General features: G+C 64.7%; 20 protein-coding genes and 2 pseudogenes. 12 read left to right on the top strand and 10 right to left on the bottom strand.

Annotated features, from left to right (window positions below):
- Both WB785_RS19695 and WB785_RS19700 read left to right on the top strand, forming a co-directional pair.
- Window positions 1-416: RibD family protein (locus WB785_RS19695; protein ID WP_424080989.1), on the top strand; the 416-nt coding region annotated here is incomplete at its 5' end.
- Between the two features lie 47 nt (window positions 417-463).
- Complete coding sequence (locus tag WB785_RS19700; protein ID WP_424080991.1) at window positions 464-691, top strand: hypothetical protein; 228 nt, start codon at window positions 464-466, stop codon at window positions 689-691.
- 28 nt (window positions 692-719) lie between these two features.
- Here the strand turns inward: WB785_RS19700 and WB785_RS19705 are convergent, their stop codons facing one another.
- The 5 genes from WB785_RS19705 to WB785_RS19725 all read right to left on the bottom strand — a co-directional run bounded on the left by WB785_RS19705 (window position 720) and on the right by WB785_RS19725 (window position 5,257).
- Window positions 720-1,292: an RDD family protein gene (locus WB785_RS19705; protein WP_424080993.1), complete on the bottom strand. Its 573-nt coding sequence runs from the start codon at window positions 1,290-1,292 to the stop codon at window positions 720-722.
- 167 nt (window positions 1,293-1,459) lie between these two features.
- On the bottom strand, window positions 1,460-1,768 hold the full coding sequence (locus tag WB785_RS19710) for a hypothetical protein (RefSeq protein ID WP_424080995.1): 309 nt from the start codon (window positions 1,766-1,768) through the stop codon (window positions 1,460-1,462).
- 340 nt (window positions 1,769-2,108) lie between these two features.
- Window positions 2,109-2,942: a methanethiol S-methyltransferase gene (gene mddA / locus WB785_RS19715; RefSeq protein ID WP_424080997.1), complete on the bottom strand. Its 834-nt coding sequence runs from the start codon at window positions 2,940-2,942 to the stop codon at window positions 2,109-2,111.
- 54 nt (window positions 2,943-2,996) lie between these two features.
- Window positions 2,997-4,547 (bottom strand): MFS transporter, encoded by a 1,551-nt coding sequence (locus tag WB785_RS19720; RefSeq protein ID WP_424080999.1) that lies wholly within the window; start codon window positions 4,545-4,547, stop codon window positions 2,997-2,999.
- Window positions 4,544-5,257 (bottom strand): LppX_LprAFG lipoprotein, encoded by a 714-nt coding sequence (locus WB785_RS19725; RefSeq protein ID WP_424081001.1) that lies wholly within the window; start codon window positions 5,255-5,257, stop codon window positions 4,544-4,546. Before WB785_RS19725 ends, WB785_RS19720 begins: the two co-directional genes overlap by 4 nt.
- 92 nt (window positions 5,258-5,349) lie before the next feature.
- On the opposite strand from WB785_RS19725, the gene WB785_RS19730 reads away from it, so the two are divergent.
- On the top strand, window positions 5,350-5,943 hold the full coding sequence (locus WB785_RS19730) for a riboflavin synthase (protein WP_424081002.1): 594 nt from the start codon (window positions 5,350-5,352) through the stop codon (window positions 5,941-5,943).
- 38 nt (window positions 5,944-5,981) lie between these two features.
- Here WB785_RS19730 and WB785_RS19735 read toward each other — a convergent pair whose 3' ends face one another.
- The 3 genes from WB785_RS19735 to WB785_RS19745 all read right to left on the bottom strand — a co-directional run bounded on the left by WB785_RS19735 (window position 5,982) and on the right by WB785_RS19745 (window position 7,742).
- Window positions 5,982-6,230 carry a hypothetical protein gene (locus WB785_RS19735; protein ID WP_424081004.1) on the bottom strand — a complete coding sequence of 83 codons (249 nt, stop codon included), beginning with the start codon at window positions 6,228-6,230 and terminating at the stop codon, window positions 5,982-5,984.
- A gap of 53 nt (window positions 6,231-6,283) precedes the next feature.
- Window positions 6,284-6,709, bottom strand: coding sequence for a nuclear transport factor 2 family protein (locus WB785_RS19740; protein WP_424081006.1), 426 nt, complete (start codon window positions 6,707-6,709; stop codon window positions 6,284-6,286).
- A 298-nt stretch (window positions 6,710-7,007) separates the two neighbouring features.
- Window positions 7,008-7,742, bottom strand: coding sequence for an SDR family NAD(P)-dependent oxidoreductase (locus WB785_RS19745; RefSeq protein WP_424081008.1), 735 nt, complete (start codon window positions 7,740-7,742; stop codon window positions 7,008-7,010).
- 126 nt (window positions 7,743-7,868) lie between these two features.
- Here WB785_RS19745 and WB785_RS19750 point away from each other — a divergent pair, with 126 nt between their 5' ends.
- Window positions 7,869-8,519, top strand: a complete 651-nt coding sequence (locus tag WB785_RS19750; protein ID WP_424081010.1) for a TetR/AcrR family transcriptional regulator — start codon at window positions 7,869-7,871, stop codon at window positions 8,517-8,519.
- Window positions 8,520-8,580: 61 nt separating this feature from the next.
- Here the strand turns inward: WB785_RS19750 and WB785_RS19755 are convergent, their stop codons facing one another.
- Window positions 8,581-9,063 carry a MarR family winged helix-turn-helix transcriptional regulator gene (locus WB785_RS19755; protein ID WP_424081011.1) on the bottom strand — a complete coding sequence of 161 codons (483 nt, stop codon included), beginning with the start codon at window positions 9,061-9,063 and terminating at the stop codon, window positions 8,581-8,583.
- Window positions 9,064-9,156: 93 nt separating this feature from the next.
- Between WB785_RS19755 and WB785_RS19760 the strand changes: the two genes are divergently transcribed.
- The 8 genes and pseudogenes from WB785_RS19760 (at window position 9,157) to WB785_RS19795 (ending at window position 14,804) form a co-directional block, all read left to right on the top strand.
- Complete coding sequence (locus tag WB785_RS19760) at window positions 9,157-9,279, top strand: hypothetical protein (RefSeq protein WP_424081012.1); 123 nt, start codon at window positions 9,157-9,159, stop codon at window positions 9,277-9,279.
- Complete coding sequence (locus WB785_RS19765; protein WP_424081014.1) at window positions 9,276-10,466, top strand: YceI family protein; 1,191 nt, start codon at window positions 9,276-9,278, stop codon at window positions 10,464-10,466. The genes WB785_RS19760 and WB785_RS19765 overlap by 4 nt, the downstream gene beginning before the upstream one ends.
- 372 nt (window positions 10,467-10,838) lie before the next feature.
- On the top strand, window positions 10,839-11,462 hold the full coding sequence (locus WB785_RS19770) for an NADPH-dependent F420 reductase (RefSeq protein WP_424081016.1): 624 nt from the start codon (window positions 10,839-10,841) through the stop codon (window positions 11,460-11,462).
- Between the two features lie 47 nt (window positions 11,463-11,509).
- Complete coding sequence (locus WB785_RS19775) at window positions 11,510-12,448, top strand: SDR family oxidoreductase (RefSeq protein WP_424081018.1); 939 nt, start codon at window positions 11,510-11,512, stop codon at window positions 12,446-12,448.
- A 17-nt stretch (window positions 12,449-12,465) separates the two neighbouring features.
- Window positions 12,466-12,900, top strand: a complete 435-nt coding sequence (locus tag WB785_RS19780) for a hypothetical protein (RefSeq protein WP_424081020.1) — start codon at window positions 12,466-12,468, stop codon at window positions 12,898-12,900.
- 39 nt (window positions 12,901-12,939) lie between these two features.
- A pseudogene (locus WB785_RS19785) lies at window positions 12,940-13,086 on the top strand (MarR family winged helix-turn-helix transcriptional regulator); the annotation flags it as partial.
- 109 nt (window positions 13,087-13,195) lie between these two features.
- Window positions 13,196-13,879, top strand: a complete 684-nt coding sequence (locus WB785_RS19790; protein ID WP_424081022.1) for a hypothetical protein — start codon at window positions 13,196-13,198, stop codon at window positions 13,877-13,879.
- Window positions 13,880-13,973: 94 nt separating this feature from the next.
- Window positions 13,974-14,804 carry an SDR family NAD(P)-dependent oxidoreductase gene (locus WB785_RS19795; RefSeq protein WP_424081024.1) on the top strand — a complete coding sequence of 277 codons (831 nt, stop codon included), beginning with the start codon at window positions 13,974-13,976 and terminating at the stop codon, window positions 14,802-14,804.
- A 92-nt stretch (window positions 14,805-14,896) separates the two neighbouring features.
- On the opposite strand, the pseudogene WB785_RS19800 reads toward WB785_RS19795, so the two are convergent.
- Window positions 14,897-15,244: pseudogene (locus tag WB785_RS19800) on the bottom strand (chitin-binding protein); the annotation flags it as partial.

A 15,244-nucleotide genomic window follows, 5' to 3' on the forward strand; every position in this document is an offset into this window, starting at 1 on the left:
GCACGGTGCTCACCGACGACCCGACCTTGACCGCCCGGGTGGCCAAAGACAAACTGGCGGACCGCCAACCGCTGCGTGTGGTCGTGGGCATGCGTGAAATCCCTTCGGAAGCAAAGGTTCTCAACGACGACTCGCGCACGATGGTGATCCGCACCCGCGACCCCGCCGAAGTGCTCAAGGCGTTGTCGGATCGCACCGATGTGCTGCTCGAGGGCGGGCCCACGCTCGCCGGGGCGTTCCTGCGGGCGGGGGCGATCGACCGCATCCTGGCCTACGTCGCGCCGATCCTGCTGGGCGGGCCGATCACCGCGGTTGACGACGTCGGCGTGCCGAGCATCGCCCGGGCGCTGCGTTGGCGCTATGACGGTATCGAGCGGGTCGGGCCAGATCTGTTGCTCAGCCTGGTGCCCCGCTAGCCGCAGTAAGTGGTCCAGCCAGCCCTCCGCCGGGGAGGCCGGCTTTGATGGCTGAATCCTGCTTCTCGCCGATGCTGGTGGCGAAATCCGGCGGTACCGGATCGTCTGGCTTGCCGTCGAATTCGAGCGTGACGAATGCCCGCGGTGCCGAAGAACTCGCGGAGATATTACGCAGGTGGCTGGGTCACATGGACGCGATCCGCTGGTCCACTGCCGATATGGAGCTGCCGCTGCTGCTGCAGGCGTCGGCGGAGCACCTCGGCTCCTCGGACTAACGAACGCGCGTAGAGAGTTTCGATCGCGTCAGGTAATCGGAACGCAGACCGTCGACATGATCTTGTCCGCCAGTGTCTGCCGCTTGGCATCCCATAGAGGGAACAAGTAGCCGAGTCCACAGATGGCCGAGTCCACGAAGTGCGCGAGCTGCCGCACGAACGACATCCCGAAACCGATGGGCTGGCCGGTGGCCTCCGAGACGACCTTGAACTTCAGCACCGACTTGCCGACGCTCGAGCCCGTCGTACCCTGTCGATAGCCCCAGTTCCAGATCGCATACGCGAGCACGCCAAGCCACGCCAGGAACATAACTGCAATCCCGACACCGGAAGACGACGAGGAGCAAGCTACCCCGGAGCCGTCGGGATTGGTGACGCAGGAGTTGTTACCGGTGCCGATCCCGATGCCAAAAGCGATCCCGTACGCGACCGCCACCGGGATGGCGTCAATAAGGTATGCGCCGACACGTTGGATCCACGAGGTGTACGCCTCGGTGGGCAGCGCCGCCGCGGGTGGTCCCATCGCCGGCGCCGGATATCCACTACCGGCTGGTGGCGGCACAGGGTTACCTGGCTGTGGCATGGGCGGTTGTTGCGTCATGGCATCTTCCTAGGTCACGTTGAACTGCTTGCAGATTGGCGAGCTTCAGTGACCATGAGATTAATGGTTTGGGCCGGTGACGGTGACGTTATAAGCAAATACAAATATGGCTTGTATAAAAAGTTCACCGGCCGCAATTGTGAAAACCTGGTTTGGCCCGTAAAGGCTCAATAGCCGACCACCGCCACGTAGCCAACCAAGCCAAGGACTTCAGCGGCTATGGACAACACCAAAGCTGCTGCCGCGAAAGGCCAGCCCGACCGCCGTCGAACAATTCGGACGATGGCCACGACGGTACCGAGGACGACGAGGGCAGCCGCTGCCGATAATCCAACCGTGATCGACGTAAACGCCCGGTCTGCGCTGCAGGTTTGGGCGGGGCAGTAGTCGGTGAAGGCCATGACGAATAACTCCATGCAGGCGGCGCCGGCCCAGACAAAGGCGCCGAGGACCAACAGCACGGTCGTCGCCACCACATCCGATTTATCGGTCGGCCGCTTGGGACTGGGTGCAGTGGGAGGGAGCGCGCGGCGAGATTGGGATAGCCCGATGCCATGGGACACGATAGTGAATGAAACACGCAACAATCAGCCTTTGATGCTGCGGCATGAAAGTTCCAATTCCAATGCCGACGCATATTTGGCTCCCTGCGCGGCATGACAAAAAACAGGCGGCAGCCGATGAAATGAACCGGGGGAGCCGCGGTCCGAAAACGGTCTGAACGATCGGGCCGCCCGGAGGCGAGATTGGCTTCTATGTGCCGAATGTCGCGGATTGGATCAATGCGATCAGCACGGTCGGGTCGGCGCAACCGACCTAGCCGGTCGGACGGGTGCGTCGAGTGTGATCGCCCAGCCCTGGGATCAACATGGGGACGCGGCGACGGTAATCGCTGTATTGCTCCCCGAATATGCCGACCAGGTCTCGCTCTTCGAATCGGACTGCTACCAAGATGTATCCGGTCGTCGCGGCCGCAAAGAGTAAGTGTCCCAACGTCATTCTCGGTGTGACCCAGAACGCGATCAGGAAACCGAGGTAAAGCGGGTGTCGCACTGCGCGGTAGAAAAGCGGCGTCGCGAATTTGTGCTCGGCAAGCTGCCGCCCCCGTAGCCGGGCGAACACCTGGCGCAGACCGAACAGATCGAAATGATCGATGAGAAGGGTGCTTAGCAGGACGATCGCCCACCCAACAAGGCCGATCGCCGTCAGCAACCCCGCCCAGGGCTGGGCGGTGACCCGCCAAACGTCGTAGGTGATGGGAAACCACGCCAGCACCAGAACGATCAGAACGATATTGGAAGCAAGCACATACGTCGATCGCTCTGCACTCGGCGGCACGATGCGGGTCCACAGGCGTTTGAATCCCTGCCTGGCCATGACGCTGTGCTGCACGGCGAACAGCGCGAGCAACGCCACGTCGATAACCACCGCGGTGACCGTCAGACTGCCGTCGCCCAGGCCGCCGCGATCGATGCTTTTGCCCACGATGTGCACGTTGCCCACCATGAAGTCTGCGTCGACGACGAACCCGATCAGATACAAGAAGGTCAGCAGGAAAATCAGGTAGGCAGCGACGCCGTAGGCCGCAATCAACACACCACCGGCAGAACTGCCGGACGGCCGGGAGGAGGTCCCATCGCTGGGCGCCACGTGGCGATTGTGCGCCGCTTTTCGGCCGAATACTGCGTTTGCGCGAAAAGCCCGCTAGACCCGGGGGCCGACGGGCTGCTCCTCATGCAGTTCGGGCTCGTCGGCATGGGTGCGACGGCTGCTGATCAGCAGCCCGAACACAGCTCCCACCACGCAGACGATGGCCGTCACCGTGAAGATGCCCCCGTACATCTGGGCGAACGACTGCCGGTAGAGGGTGGCCTGCGCCGCGATCCGGACCGCCAGGCTGGCGTCGGCCGGCACTTGTGCCGACAGCTTCGCAACGATGTGGGGGAGTTGATAAAAGCCCCACGCGCTTAGCGCTGCCACCCCGATGAGCATGCCTGTCATCCGGGCCACCACCACGGCAGCCGAGGCGATGCCGTGCTGCGCCGACGGCACCACCCGCAAGCTGGCCGACGTCAGCGGCCCGATCACCAGACCCAGCCCCAACCCGGCGATCACCAAGTCGGTGTCCAATGCCGGTAATGACAACACGCCAAAGATGTTGTGGTGCTGGTTCAGTAGATCGATCGACCACTTCGAGATCAGCCAGTAGCCGCCGGCCGCGATCAGCAGCCCGACGAACGCCATCGCCCGGTCGCCGACCTTGGTCGCGATCCAGCCGCCCAGCAGTGCGCCGATTGGCAGTGCGATCAGGAAACGCAGTAGCAGGATGGCCGCCTGGTCTTGCTCCTTGCCGAGCACGCCCTGGGCGAACAACTCGACATCGACGAGCGTCACCATCAGCGCCGCACCGGCACACAGTGACGCGCCGAGCGCCGACAGGAAGGGCCCGAAGCGTACCCCGGTGGGTTCGATCAGCTTGGTGCGCGCAAACCGCTCCCAGACCGCGAAAAGCACGGCCGAAGCTATGGCCGCATAGATCAGCGGCGGTCCGTAGCTGGGCAGCACCTGCTGTCCGTTAGGCGAGGGGTTATACAGCCCGATCACCGCCAGGCCCAACGTGAGTGCCAGCAGCAGCCCGCCGACCAAGTCGATCTTTTCCGGGTCGGCGCTGCGATCGTGTGAGGGCAGGCTGAATTGGATCATCACCATCGCCGCCAGTGCCAATGGGACATTGATCCAGAACACGTCCTGCCAGCGGCTGGTGAGCCAGACGATGAAGATGCCGTAGAGCGGGCCGAGCACGCTACCCAGCTCCTGGGCGGCACCGATGCCGCCGAGGATCCCGGCACGGTTGCGCTGGCTCCACAGATCGGCGCCCAGGGCGAGCGTCACCGGCAGCAGGGCACCGCTGGCCACGCCTTGAATGGTGCGGCCGACCACCAACACATGCAGATCGGTGGACAGCGCGGTGACCACGGAGCCGACGATGAACGCAGCCAGGCTGGCCTGGAGCAACAGTTTGCGGCCGAATCGGTCCGAGGCCCGGCCCAGCAGCGGCATCGCTGCGATGTAGCCCAGCAGGTACCAGGTGACGATTGGCGTGATTCGTTGCAGGTGGTTGATCGGGATGCCGACGGTGTTGATGATGTCGCGCATGATCGTGACCACGACATAGGTGTCGAGGGCACCGAGCAGTACGGCGAGGCTGCCCGCGCCGATGGCGACTCCGCGGCCGGCGTGCGGTGTTGTCGTCATCCGGCTACCGGGGGCTTGGTGACCTGCACGGGTGCGTTCCAGTCCGACAGCGTCATCTGGACGGAGTTGCCCGTGCTTTGGTCCAGCTTGGCCTGCACCAACTGGTGATCACCGTTTTCCTGGACCCACATCGTCGCCGGTAACGGCTGAGTCGCTTTCAGTTGCGGCGCAAGCCCATTCACCGCGTCGGCGGAGGCTGTCCCGGTGATCTTGACCGTGCTTTGCCCGTTGATGGTTTCGCGTGATTCCGCTTTGGGATTGCTGATGTTGGTCAACACGTTGGCCAGACCGGTGTTCGGGTTGAGGATCTCGGACGGGTCATAGATGGCGGACGCCGGACCGAAGCTTTCCCAGTGGCCCGGGGTCAGCGCCGCGTACAGGGTTCCGCCGTCGACCACGAATTGAGCATCGACAGCCGAGCCCAGGACGGTGAGGTTGGCATCGCCTTTGGCCGCGGTGTCAGGTGCGGTGGTCAGGTCGCCGGTCAGCGTCTTGACCGGCAGCCCTTTGATCGTGCCGTTCACCGACAGCACCAAGTGCACGCTCTTGACGTTTCTGGTCGTCAGGTTGGACTTGGCGAGCAGCTGGGCCGCGTCCGGGAGGGGCGCGGTGGACTGCTTGGATGACGAGCAGCCGCCGACCAGAGCTGCGGCGATACTCAGGGCGGCGAGGACGGCGAGGATTGGGCCAATTCGGCGCGGCGTCGGCATACGTGCATCGTAGAGGGTGCCATTTACCCGCCGGTGAAGCCCGAGGTGACGGCGAGATCGCGCGCAGACACCGGACTCATTAACCTGAGGCGGTGTTCACCGGAATCGTCGAGGAGTTGGGTGAGGTAGTCGGCAAAGATGACCTGGGTGATTCCGCACGCTTCACCATCCGCGGTCGGGTCGTTACCGCCGATGCTGGTCACGGCGACTCGATCGCCGTCAACGGCGTGTGCCTGACGGTGGTCGAGGTGCTGCCCGATGGGCAGTTCACCGCCGACGTGATGGGCGAGACGTTGCAACGGTCCAGCTTGGGCCGATTGGCGGCCGGCAGCCCGGTCAACCTCGAACGCGCCGCCGCGTTGAACAGCCGGCTTGGTGGCCACATCGTGCAGGGACACGTTGACGGCACCGGCCAAATTCAGTCCCGCACGCCCGCCGAGCATTGGGAGGTGGTCCGGATCGGGCTGCCCGTAGAACTCGCGCGCTATGTGGTCGAAAAGGGCTCTATCACCGTCGACGGGATTTCGCTGACCGTCTCCGCGCTCGGCGACGACTGGTTTGAGGTCTCGCTGATCCCAACCACTCGGGAGTTGACCACGCTGGGCCAGGCCCCACCCGGGACACCGGTGAACCTTGAAGTCGACGTCATCGCCAAATATGTTGAGCGGCTGCTGGCAGCTAAATAGGCCAGCGCCATACCACTTGATCCGCCCCAACCTAGCCGTCAAGCTTTCCCACGATCACTCCATCGGGCGATTAGCTGGCCGGCGAAGTTAAGCAACTCGTCAAGGCTGGGGAACATTGCGAAGGCATCCACGATCGCCTCATCAATACCGGACCCGGCGAAGCGCTCGAGCTTGTCGGCGACCGAGTCAACAGACGTGCCCGGTTCGAGGTTGATCCGCATGGCCGTCTTCAGCGCGTCAGGATCGCGGCCGGCGTCCTGCGCCGCACCGCGCGCAATCGACCACAAGTGGTCGGTGACCTCGTCCTGCAGCCATGCCAGTGGGAGATCGGGTCTCGCCGCTACTGCGTGTGGGTGAGGAGTTCCCAGGGCTTCATGCCGAGGTGGCCTGCAAGGTGCCTCTGCATCTGGACGCCGGCCGGCAGCGGCCGCCACCAGATGGTCACCTCGGCGATCTTTCCGTCTGCGTCGAGCAGGATGTAGTCCATCCCGTTGACCACGGTGTCTTCGATCTGTAGTCGGAAGTGCGCGGCGTGGTGGGTCTCGCCGCTGAGGACTTCTTTGTAGGTGAGGTCGGTCGCCACCGTGCCGACCCCCTGCATGGCTTCCAGGACCGCCTCGCGGCCGGTGACTGGCTCATCGCCGAGTGGGCCGTACATCACCACGTCCTCGGCGAGGATTGCGAAGAGGGCGTCTTTGTGTGCGCCGCCGTGCATGCTGTCGACGAAGGCGTCCACGGTGTCGCGGTGCGGGGCGAATGCGGTCATGGTTTCTCCTTGAGTCATGTGTTGCTCGTGGTGTGTGAGACCTGATCGGTGCGCGAACCCCGTTCGAGTCGGGGTGCCAGGTCTTCGAGGCGCGTTACGGCACATCTCGCTGCGCAGCCGGAGCGGCGGCGAGTTCATCAGATCCGGGGTGACCGCGTTGCGGGCGCGGGCCGTGCGCTACCCCGAAGATGCCGATGCGCAAAGGAATTCAGGAAATCGGGCGGCCGTACTGTTCTGCGCTGGTGGCCGCGGTTCGGTGCGCGACGTCCTCGTCGGCGTCCATGCCGTCATCGTTCACTCAGATCACTGTGGTGCCGCCGTCGACGACCAGTTCCATGCCGTTGACATAGCTCGAGTCGTCGGAGGCGAGAAACAACGCGGCCGACGCGATCTCCTCGGGGCGGCCCATCTCTCGCCGCGGGATCACGGACTCGAACTGCGCCTTCATCTCCTCGTCCATCACCTCGTCCAACATCGGCGAGGCGACTTGGCCGGGGGTCAGCACGTTGACCCGGATCTTCCTGTCCCTCAACTCCGACACCCACACCCGTGCGTAGGCGGGCAGCACGGCCTTGCTCCCCGCGTACACACTCCAATTCGGGTAACCCCGCAGTGCGGCGTTGGAACCGGTCATGAAGATCGAGCCGCCATCGTTGAACAGTGGCAGCGCCTTCTGGACGGTGAACAGCGTGCCGCGCGCGTTCAGCCAGAAGGCGTCGTGGAAGTCCTCCTCGGTGATCTCACCAAGCTTGTTCTGCTTGCCCACGCCGGCGCTGGCCCACAACACGTCGATCGCGCCCTTTTCCTGCTTGACCGTGTCGAACAAACGGTCCAGGTCGGCGAGGTCGGCCGAATCGCCCTGCACGCCGGTTACGTTCCGGCCGATCTGTTCGACGGCCTGGTCCAGCGCGTCCTTCCGTCGGCCCGTGATGAAGACGTGAGCGCCTTCGTCAGCGAACAACCTGGCGCCGGCCAGGGCCATGCCACTCGTCGCGCCGGTGATCACCGCGACCTTGCCATCGAGTTTTCCCACGATCACTCCATTCATTCGATAATGCCGATGTTATGTACAACGATCTGTGTCCTTAACGTATCGAAGGGTCGCTTGGGATGCAAGCTATGTACACCAACTCGTACCCAACTGGGCTACGCTGGGTGTATGACGGAGTTGGAGAAGGGGCCGCGAGGCCTGCGCCGCGGCAGGGGCGCACGAGAGCGCATCCTCGGCGCTTCACGACAGCTGTTTCGCGATCAAGGCATCAACAGCACTGGCCTGGACCAGCTCTGCGCGGTGGCCCAGGTGTCCAAGCGCACGTTCTACCAGCACTTCAAAGGCAAGGACGAGCTGATCGCCGAGCACCTACGCCGATTCGATCCCGACATCCTGCCCGAGGTGTTCGACCGGGCCGATCTCACACCCCGCGAACGGCTCCTCGCCGCCTTCGACATTCATGCGCCGCTCTGCCCGTTCATCGCGGCCGCCGTCGAAATCTACGACCCGGACCACCCGGCACGCGTACACGCCGCCGACTACAAGAAGGCATTTGCCGCGCGGCTCACCGAAACCGCGCGCGAGGCCGGCGCGACCGACCCCGAACAACTCGGCGAACAACTGGCGCTGCTCTTGGATGGCGCTTCGGCCCGCAACCGCGTCCTCAACACCGAAACCTTTGCCACCGCCGCCGCCATCGCCGTCGTACTCATCGACAACGCCATCCCCACGGCAGCGGTACCGCCCAGGGCAGGCGGGAACCTGTCAACCGGGACGGGGCCGCATGCCAGATCCGGCGGCGAGCTCAGCCGAAGTTGACGCAGGCCCGCGCCCTCCAGCCAGTGCGCCATGGGCCGAAATGCTCGCGGCTAATGAAGGTTTATGAGAGCTCGTCTTCGTCGGGGGAGTCGTGGTGTGTGGCCAGGTGGCGCTGGATTCGTTCGTTGAGGGCGGCGAGTGTGTCGAGCTCAGCCGGGGTCAGCACGTCGATGAAGTTGCGGCGGACGTCTTCCACGTGCCTGGGTGCGGCCTTCTCGATGGCCGCGCGGCCGGCCGGTAGGAGGCAGACCATCGTGCTGCGGGCATCGTCGGGGTTGGGCTCGCGGCTGACGAGCCCGTCCTTCTGCATGCGACGCAACTGGTGGGAGACGCGGCTTTTCTCCCAGCTCAGTGCGCGGCACAGGTCGCGGGCGGGCATGCGGTCTCCGTCTTGAGCCGAGAGCACTGCCAGAACCGCGTAGTCGGCCCCGGACAGGCCGGATTTCTGCAGGCCTCGGTTTAGATGCGCGACGAGCTGATAGTTCGCATACACGAAGGCCCGCCAGGCGCGGTCCTCACGAGGGTTGAGCCAATTCGGTGCCATCGGCTGCCATCCTACCCCCGTTGGTTGACGCATCACCAATCCTTGCTTACGGTTGAGGAGTCAACCTTTTGATCGTCAACCGAGGGATATTTCATGACCAGCATCAGCATCATCGGCCTGGGGAACATGGCCAGCGCCTTGGCCGACCAGGCGCTCGAGAACCCCTTGCCGGCGGCCTTTATCGCGGTCGCTCGGACCTCGGAGGTCGTGCGATGAGCAGCGCTTTGGAGTACGCCATCGTGGGCACCGGCACCATCGGCCGGGTTCTGGCGCAACACTTTTCCGACCAGCAGGTCCCCGCGCTGCTCGCCAACACGCGAGGACCGGAGACCATCGACGTCACCGAACTGTCCGACTCAATCACACCGGCCAGTCTCGACACAGCCCTGGATGCGGACGTGATCATCCTGGCCATCCCCTTCCTGCAGGTCCGCGAGCTGGGTCGGCGCCGTGCCGACTGGTCCGGCAAGATCGTCGTCGACGCGACGAACGCTTTCCTGGTGCCCGAGGCCAAGGAAATCCTCGGCGACCGCCTGTCGACCGATTTCAACGCCGAGGCCTTCCCCGGCGCCGCGGTGGTCAAGTCGTTCAACCAAACTGCCGCCAGGCAGTTCGCTGAAAGGCGTCCACCCGAGTTCGGAAGACGCGTCGTCTTCGTCTCCAGCAACGACTCCGCTGCGAGCGCCGTGGTAGCAGGGCTGTGCACCGATCTCGGCTTCGCACCGATCGAACTCGGACGCATCGACGAGGGTGGCGTACTCATCCAGGCCCGCAATGCCCTGGTCTTGCGCAATCTCTACGAGCTGCCGTCGGAACTCGAGAAGAGCACCGAGGTCACCTCAACCGTCGAGCGGAAGCTCACTCCCGGCACGTGGACGATCGACCCCGTCCATTCGTCCATCACGTTCTCGATTCGCCACCTGGTGATCGGCAGGGTACGTGGGCGGTTCGACGAGTTTTCCGGTGCGATCACTGTGCCCGAGGAGGGAACTCCGAGCGTCTCGGCCACCATAGCGGTCGGATCGGTGAACACCGGCAACCCGGACCGTGACCAGCACCTACGGGCACCCGATATCTTCGGCGTCGACGAGTTCCCCGCCGCGACCCTGGTCTCGACCGGCATACACGGCGTCGGGAAGGACGACTGGGTGCTCGAGGCCGATTTCACCCTGCGCGGAACCACCAAACGCGTACCACTGGCGTTTTCGCTTCTTGGCGTGAGCCCAGGGATGGGTCGCGGTGAGGTGGCGGGGTTCGAAGGTGTAATCAGTTTGAAGCGTAGCGATTTCGGCGTTCTGACCGACACTCCCGTGCTATCCGGAGGCGGGCTGCTGGTCGGAGACACCGTTGAGGTCACCGTTTCCGTGGAGGCGGTCAGGGAATCCTCCACGCCGCGGGGGTGAGGTGGCGAAGCCCACCGGGCGGCCTACGTCGCGACTGGATCCGAACCCCGGGCATTGACAACCTCGCTATCGCCGACATGGCCGCACGTGCCGCAGTACACGAGACCGCCGTCTGCCGACGGCGGGGGACTCAGGACGCCTTCTCGTCGCTGCTCTGCTCGACAACAGCACGACCAGGCGCCGCTTCCCGACACCGGTTCTGCCCGTGACGATTTGAGCGCTGATGTCCGCCGGGTCCCGACCCGCGGATAGGCGGGCCCGGTTGATCGTGCATGCGCCGCAACTGGCGGGAGACATTGGTTGACGCATCACCAATTCCGATCTACGGTTGAGGAGTCAACCTTTTGATCGTCAACCGAGAGGGGATATTTTATGAGCAGCATCAGCATCATCGGCCTGGGGAACATGGCCTGCGCCTTGGCCGACCAGGCGCTCGCTGGCGGCAACACCGTCGAGATCATCGGCCGTGACCCGGCCAAAGCCAACGAATTGGCCGCCACGCTCGACGGCGCCACCGTCGGGACCGCCGGAACCGCACCAGCCGGCGACATCGTCGTCCTCGCTGTGCCCTACGCCAGCGCGGCGGAGGTGGTCAGCGAGTACGGGGACGCTCTGAACGGCAAGATTGTCATCGACATCACTAACACCGCCAACTCCGATCTCTCAGGCTTGGTAACCCCCGAGGGCAGTTCCGGAGCTCAGGAGATCGCCAAGGCGGCTCCGGCCGGCGCGCATGTCGTCAAGGCGTTCAACACCCTGTTTGCCAACGTGCTCTCTGCGGCCGAGGGCCGTTCGTTAGACGTGTTCATCGCCGGCGACGACGCGCAGGCCAAGGCCCAAGTATCGGTGTTCATCGAGAGCCTGGGACTGCGCCCGTTCGACGCCGGGCCGCTGCCCATGGCGCAGGCATTGGAGAACGCGGGCCTGCTGGAAATGAACCTGTTGAGCACCCTTAAGCACACCAACTTCGCCCTGGGCATCACGGTTCTGGACTGAACCCGCCGACGCCTCCCATCCGAATCCAATCCGAAAAGGACACTCACATGCGCGTTTTCATCACTGGTGGGACCGGCCATGCCGGCTCGCACATCATCCCCGAACTCATCGGCGCCGGACACGAGGTCACCGGCCTGGCCCGGTCGGACGCCGCCGCGGCGGCCCTGTCCGCGCTCGGCGCCAAGGTGCGTCGCGGCGACCTCGAGGATCTCGACGGGCTCAAGGAGGCGGCCGCGGACTCCGACGGTGTCATCCACGTCGCGCACCGGCAAGACCTGCTTCCCTCCGGCGGGATGGACGCCGTGGCTGCCGCGGAGCTCCCGATCATGCACGCCTACGGCGACGCACTCGCGGGAACCGGAAAGCCGCTGGTCGCGGCCGGCAGCATCGGCGGCCCCGGGCAGGGCCTGGGCCGGCCGGCCACCGAAGAGGACCCGGCCCTTCCCAGCAGGGAGGAGGACAAAGGCACCCTGCGGGCTCGCAACGTGGTGGAACACGCTGTCGTCGGCCTCGCCGAGCAGGGAGTGCGGTCATCAATCGTGCGGCTTCCGCTCATCGCGCACGACACGACCGATACTGCCGGCTTCCTCCCGCAGCTGATCGCTCTCGCGAAGGACAAGGGCTTCGCCGGATACCCCGGAGACGGCGCGAACGCGTGGAGCGCCGTGCACATCCGCGATGTCGCCTCGTTGTTCCGCTTGGCGCTGGAGAAGGGTCCGGCTGGCAGATACTGGCACGCGGTCCAGGACGAGGGCATCCCGTTCCGTGAGATCGCCGAGGCCATCGGTAGCCGTCTGGACCTGCCCGTCCTGAGCGTTCCCGTGGACGAACTGATGGTGCCGGGATACTTCGGACCCCTCGCGAGCCTGGTCACGAAGAACTACCCGGCATCCAACCTCATCACCCGCCAGACCCTAGGCTGGCAACCCACTCAGCCCGGCCTGCTCGCCGATTTGGACAACGGCCACTACTTCTCCGCCGACTAAGACCTAAGAGCAACCCGATGAACTCCTTCGCCTCGCACCGCGAAACGCTGGAATCCTTCGTTGATTCCATCAACGGGGCCGGCCGCGATGGCGTCGACACAGACAGCCTCTCCCGTTTACTCGCTGAAGACGTGATGATCTACGGGCCGTTCGGCGATGACCCGGTCAGCGGCCGCGACGCGGTCGTGGAGACCATTCGAAGCGTTAACAAACTGTCGACCGACGACACCTACACGGAGGTCCTGAGCGGTGACGCCCACCACGCCGCGCTCTTCCGTCTGCAAATCGGAGACGCCGCGGTCAACGGAATCTTCTTGGTTCAGCTCAACGTGGACGGCGAGATCGCCGAGGTGAGAATCTTCTACCGCACACTGCCGGCCGGCGTCGCGCTCCAGCAGAACATGGCCAAAGCTCTCGGTTGGCAGCCCTGGGAATTGCGCACGGACGACTAGTCGGTGATCGCATACGACGTCGTCACAGCCTTGCTGACGGCGCCCGGGCACGTGGAGGACGTCCGCCGGAACTTCATCGACCTGCTCACCCCGGCCGAGCTCGACATGCTGGCCGCACTCAACGAACGCGTCCTGCGCCACCTGGCCAAAGACGACGACTTCGCCGCCGAAGACAAGCCCTCATAGCATTCATCAGTAATGGCTCGGCTGAGAAATGTTGTGGCAGAGTGGAATCGCGAATAGGACAACGTGGGCGCGGGCGGCGGTCGCCGCAGCGGCAATCAGCTGCTGTGGTGTGCTGACTGCCGCGATCGCCTCCGCAGATCCACCGGACTTCGACCTGCGTCACCACCCGGCGCCCGCCCTCGCGCCGGGCGTCGGCATAGGGATCTACGACGCTGGAGGCCAGCCCACCGACACGTGCACCGCCGGATGGCTCGTCCACGAATCCAATGGTCAGCCGGGCCTGTTCACCGCGGGCCATTGCGACGACGGCGGCGGCGTCAGCTACTTCAACGCGACCACAGGTTTCCAAGTTGTTGGGTGGTTCACCCATCAGGCCTATAAGGGCAACGACAGTGATGACGACGACATCGCTGTGCTCGGGATCGCCAACTCCGCGAACGCGCCGGAGGAGGTGCCCACCGACGCACGCATCATCGGAATCCGGCCGGTCACGGCGCCCGCCGACGACACACGTCTGGCCGGCGGCCAGCAGCTGTGCCACTACGGGCTGATCACCGGCCCACAGCACCGCGGGCCCGCCTGCGGCCCAATCGTCAATCTCTCACCCACAAAAGTGCGGTTCCTGGCGCCCGTCGAAAGGGGTGACTCCGGCGGGCCTGTCTATTACCGCAACGCCGACGGCACCGCCACCCCGGTCGGCATCACGATCCGCGCAGCTGATCAGGGTGGCACCATTGCCGAGCTGATCGGCCCATGGCTGAAGCGCTGGAACCTGAGCCTCGATAGCTCCTAGTCGCCTGACATGTTTAAGCTTCCAACCCCGAGCAGTCCAAACGCATCCAACATCAGGCTTGTTGACGAGCACTGCTCGACAGGAGGAGAGGTTCATGCCATCAGTACTCGTCACCGGAGCTAGTCGTGGCATCGGTAAGTCGATCGTCGAATATCTGGCCGCGCATGGCTGGGACGTGATCGCAGGGGTCCGCACGAAACGCGACGCCACCGCGGTCACTGCGCTGAACCCGGAGCGAATCTCGTCAGTCATTCTCGACATCACCGAAGCCGAACACATCGCCGCGCTCGACGAGCTGCTCCCAGCGCGACTCAACGCGATCGTGAACAACGCGGGCGTTGTGGTGGGCGGGCCGATGGAAACGGTCACCACTGAAGACTGGCGAAAGGAGCTGGAGATCAACGTGATCGGCCAGCTCGCGGTCACGAGGGCCGTGCTGCCGCGGCTTCGCGAGTCGGGTGGGCGGGTCGTATTCATATCTAGCGTCAACGGGAGGCTGTCGATGCCACTCATCGGTGCCTACTGCGCCAGCAAGTTTGCGCTCGAGGCAGCCGCCGACGCGTTGCGAATGGAATTGCGGCCATGGCACATTGACGTCGCAATTGTGGAGCCCGCGCAGACCGATACCGACATGTGGCGGACCGCTGACGACATGGTTGACCAATTGGAGGGCGCTCTCACGGCTGAGCAACGCGATCTCTACGTAGGGCACATCGCGGGGCTGAAGAAGTCGATTCCGGTGTCCCAGAAGCTAGCTGTACCAGCCGAAAAGGTGTCGGCGGTTGTCGCAAAGGCGCTGACCGCCCGCAGCCCCCGTTCCCGCTACGTGGTCGGCGTCGGCCCCAAGCTGCAGGTTTCGCTACTGACCAATCTGCCCACGTCGCTGCGTGACTTCGTTCTACGACGGGTAGGCGGTCAACCGTAATTCCGTCCGGCAAGGCGACGGAGTGTCGTGAGCTGGCCATAACCACAACGCCCGCTTCGCCGTTCGGCGAAGCGGCGCGTCCTGTGACTGGCTTATGACAGCGGGATCCAGACTCCGAAGAAGTCGAAGCCCCACTGGTTGAACTGCGGACTCCAGTACGGGTTTTCCTGGTAGCCCCAGTAGTTGATGGGGCCACCATCCCACCGTCCACCGGGCGGCGGAAGCGGCCTACCCCAGTCCGGCCGCGGTGGCGGGCCGGCGCCCCAAGGCGCAGGTCCCTCGCCCCACGGAGCTCCATGGAAGTAGCCGCGCTGGTCATCGCCATGCCACGGGCCGGGACCACCCGGTCCGCCTGGGCCGTGGTCGCCGGGTCCGCCGGGTCCGCCTGAGCCGTGGCCTCCCGGACCGCCCGGTCCGTGGGGCGGGGGTCCACCGGGGCC

This window comes from Mycobacterium sp. (assembly GCF_049585075.1).
Taxonomy (GTDB): Bacteria; Actinomycetota; Actinomycetes; order Mycobacteriales; family Mycobacteriaceae; genus Mycobacterium.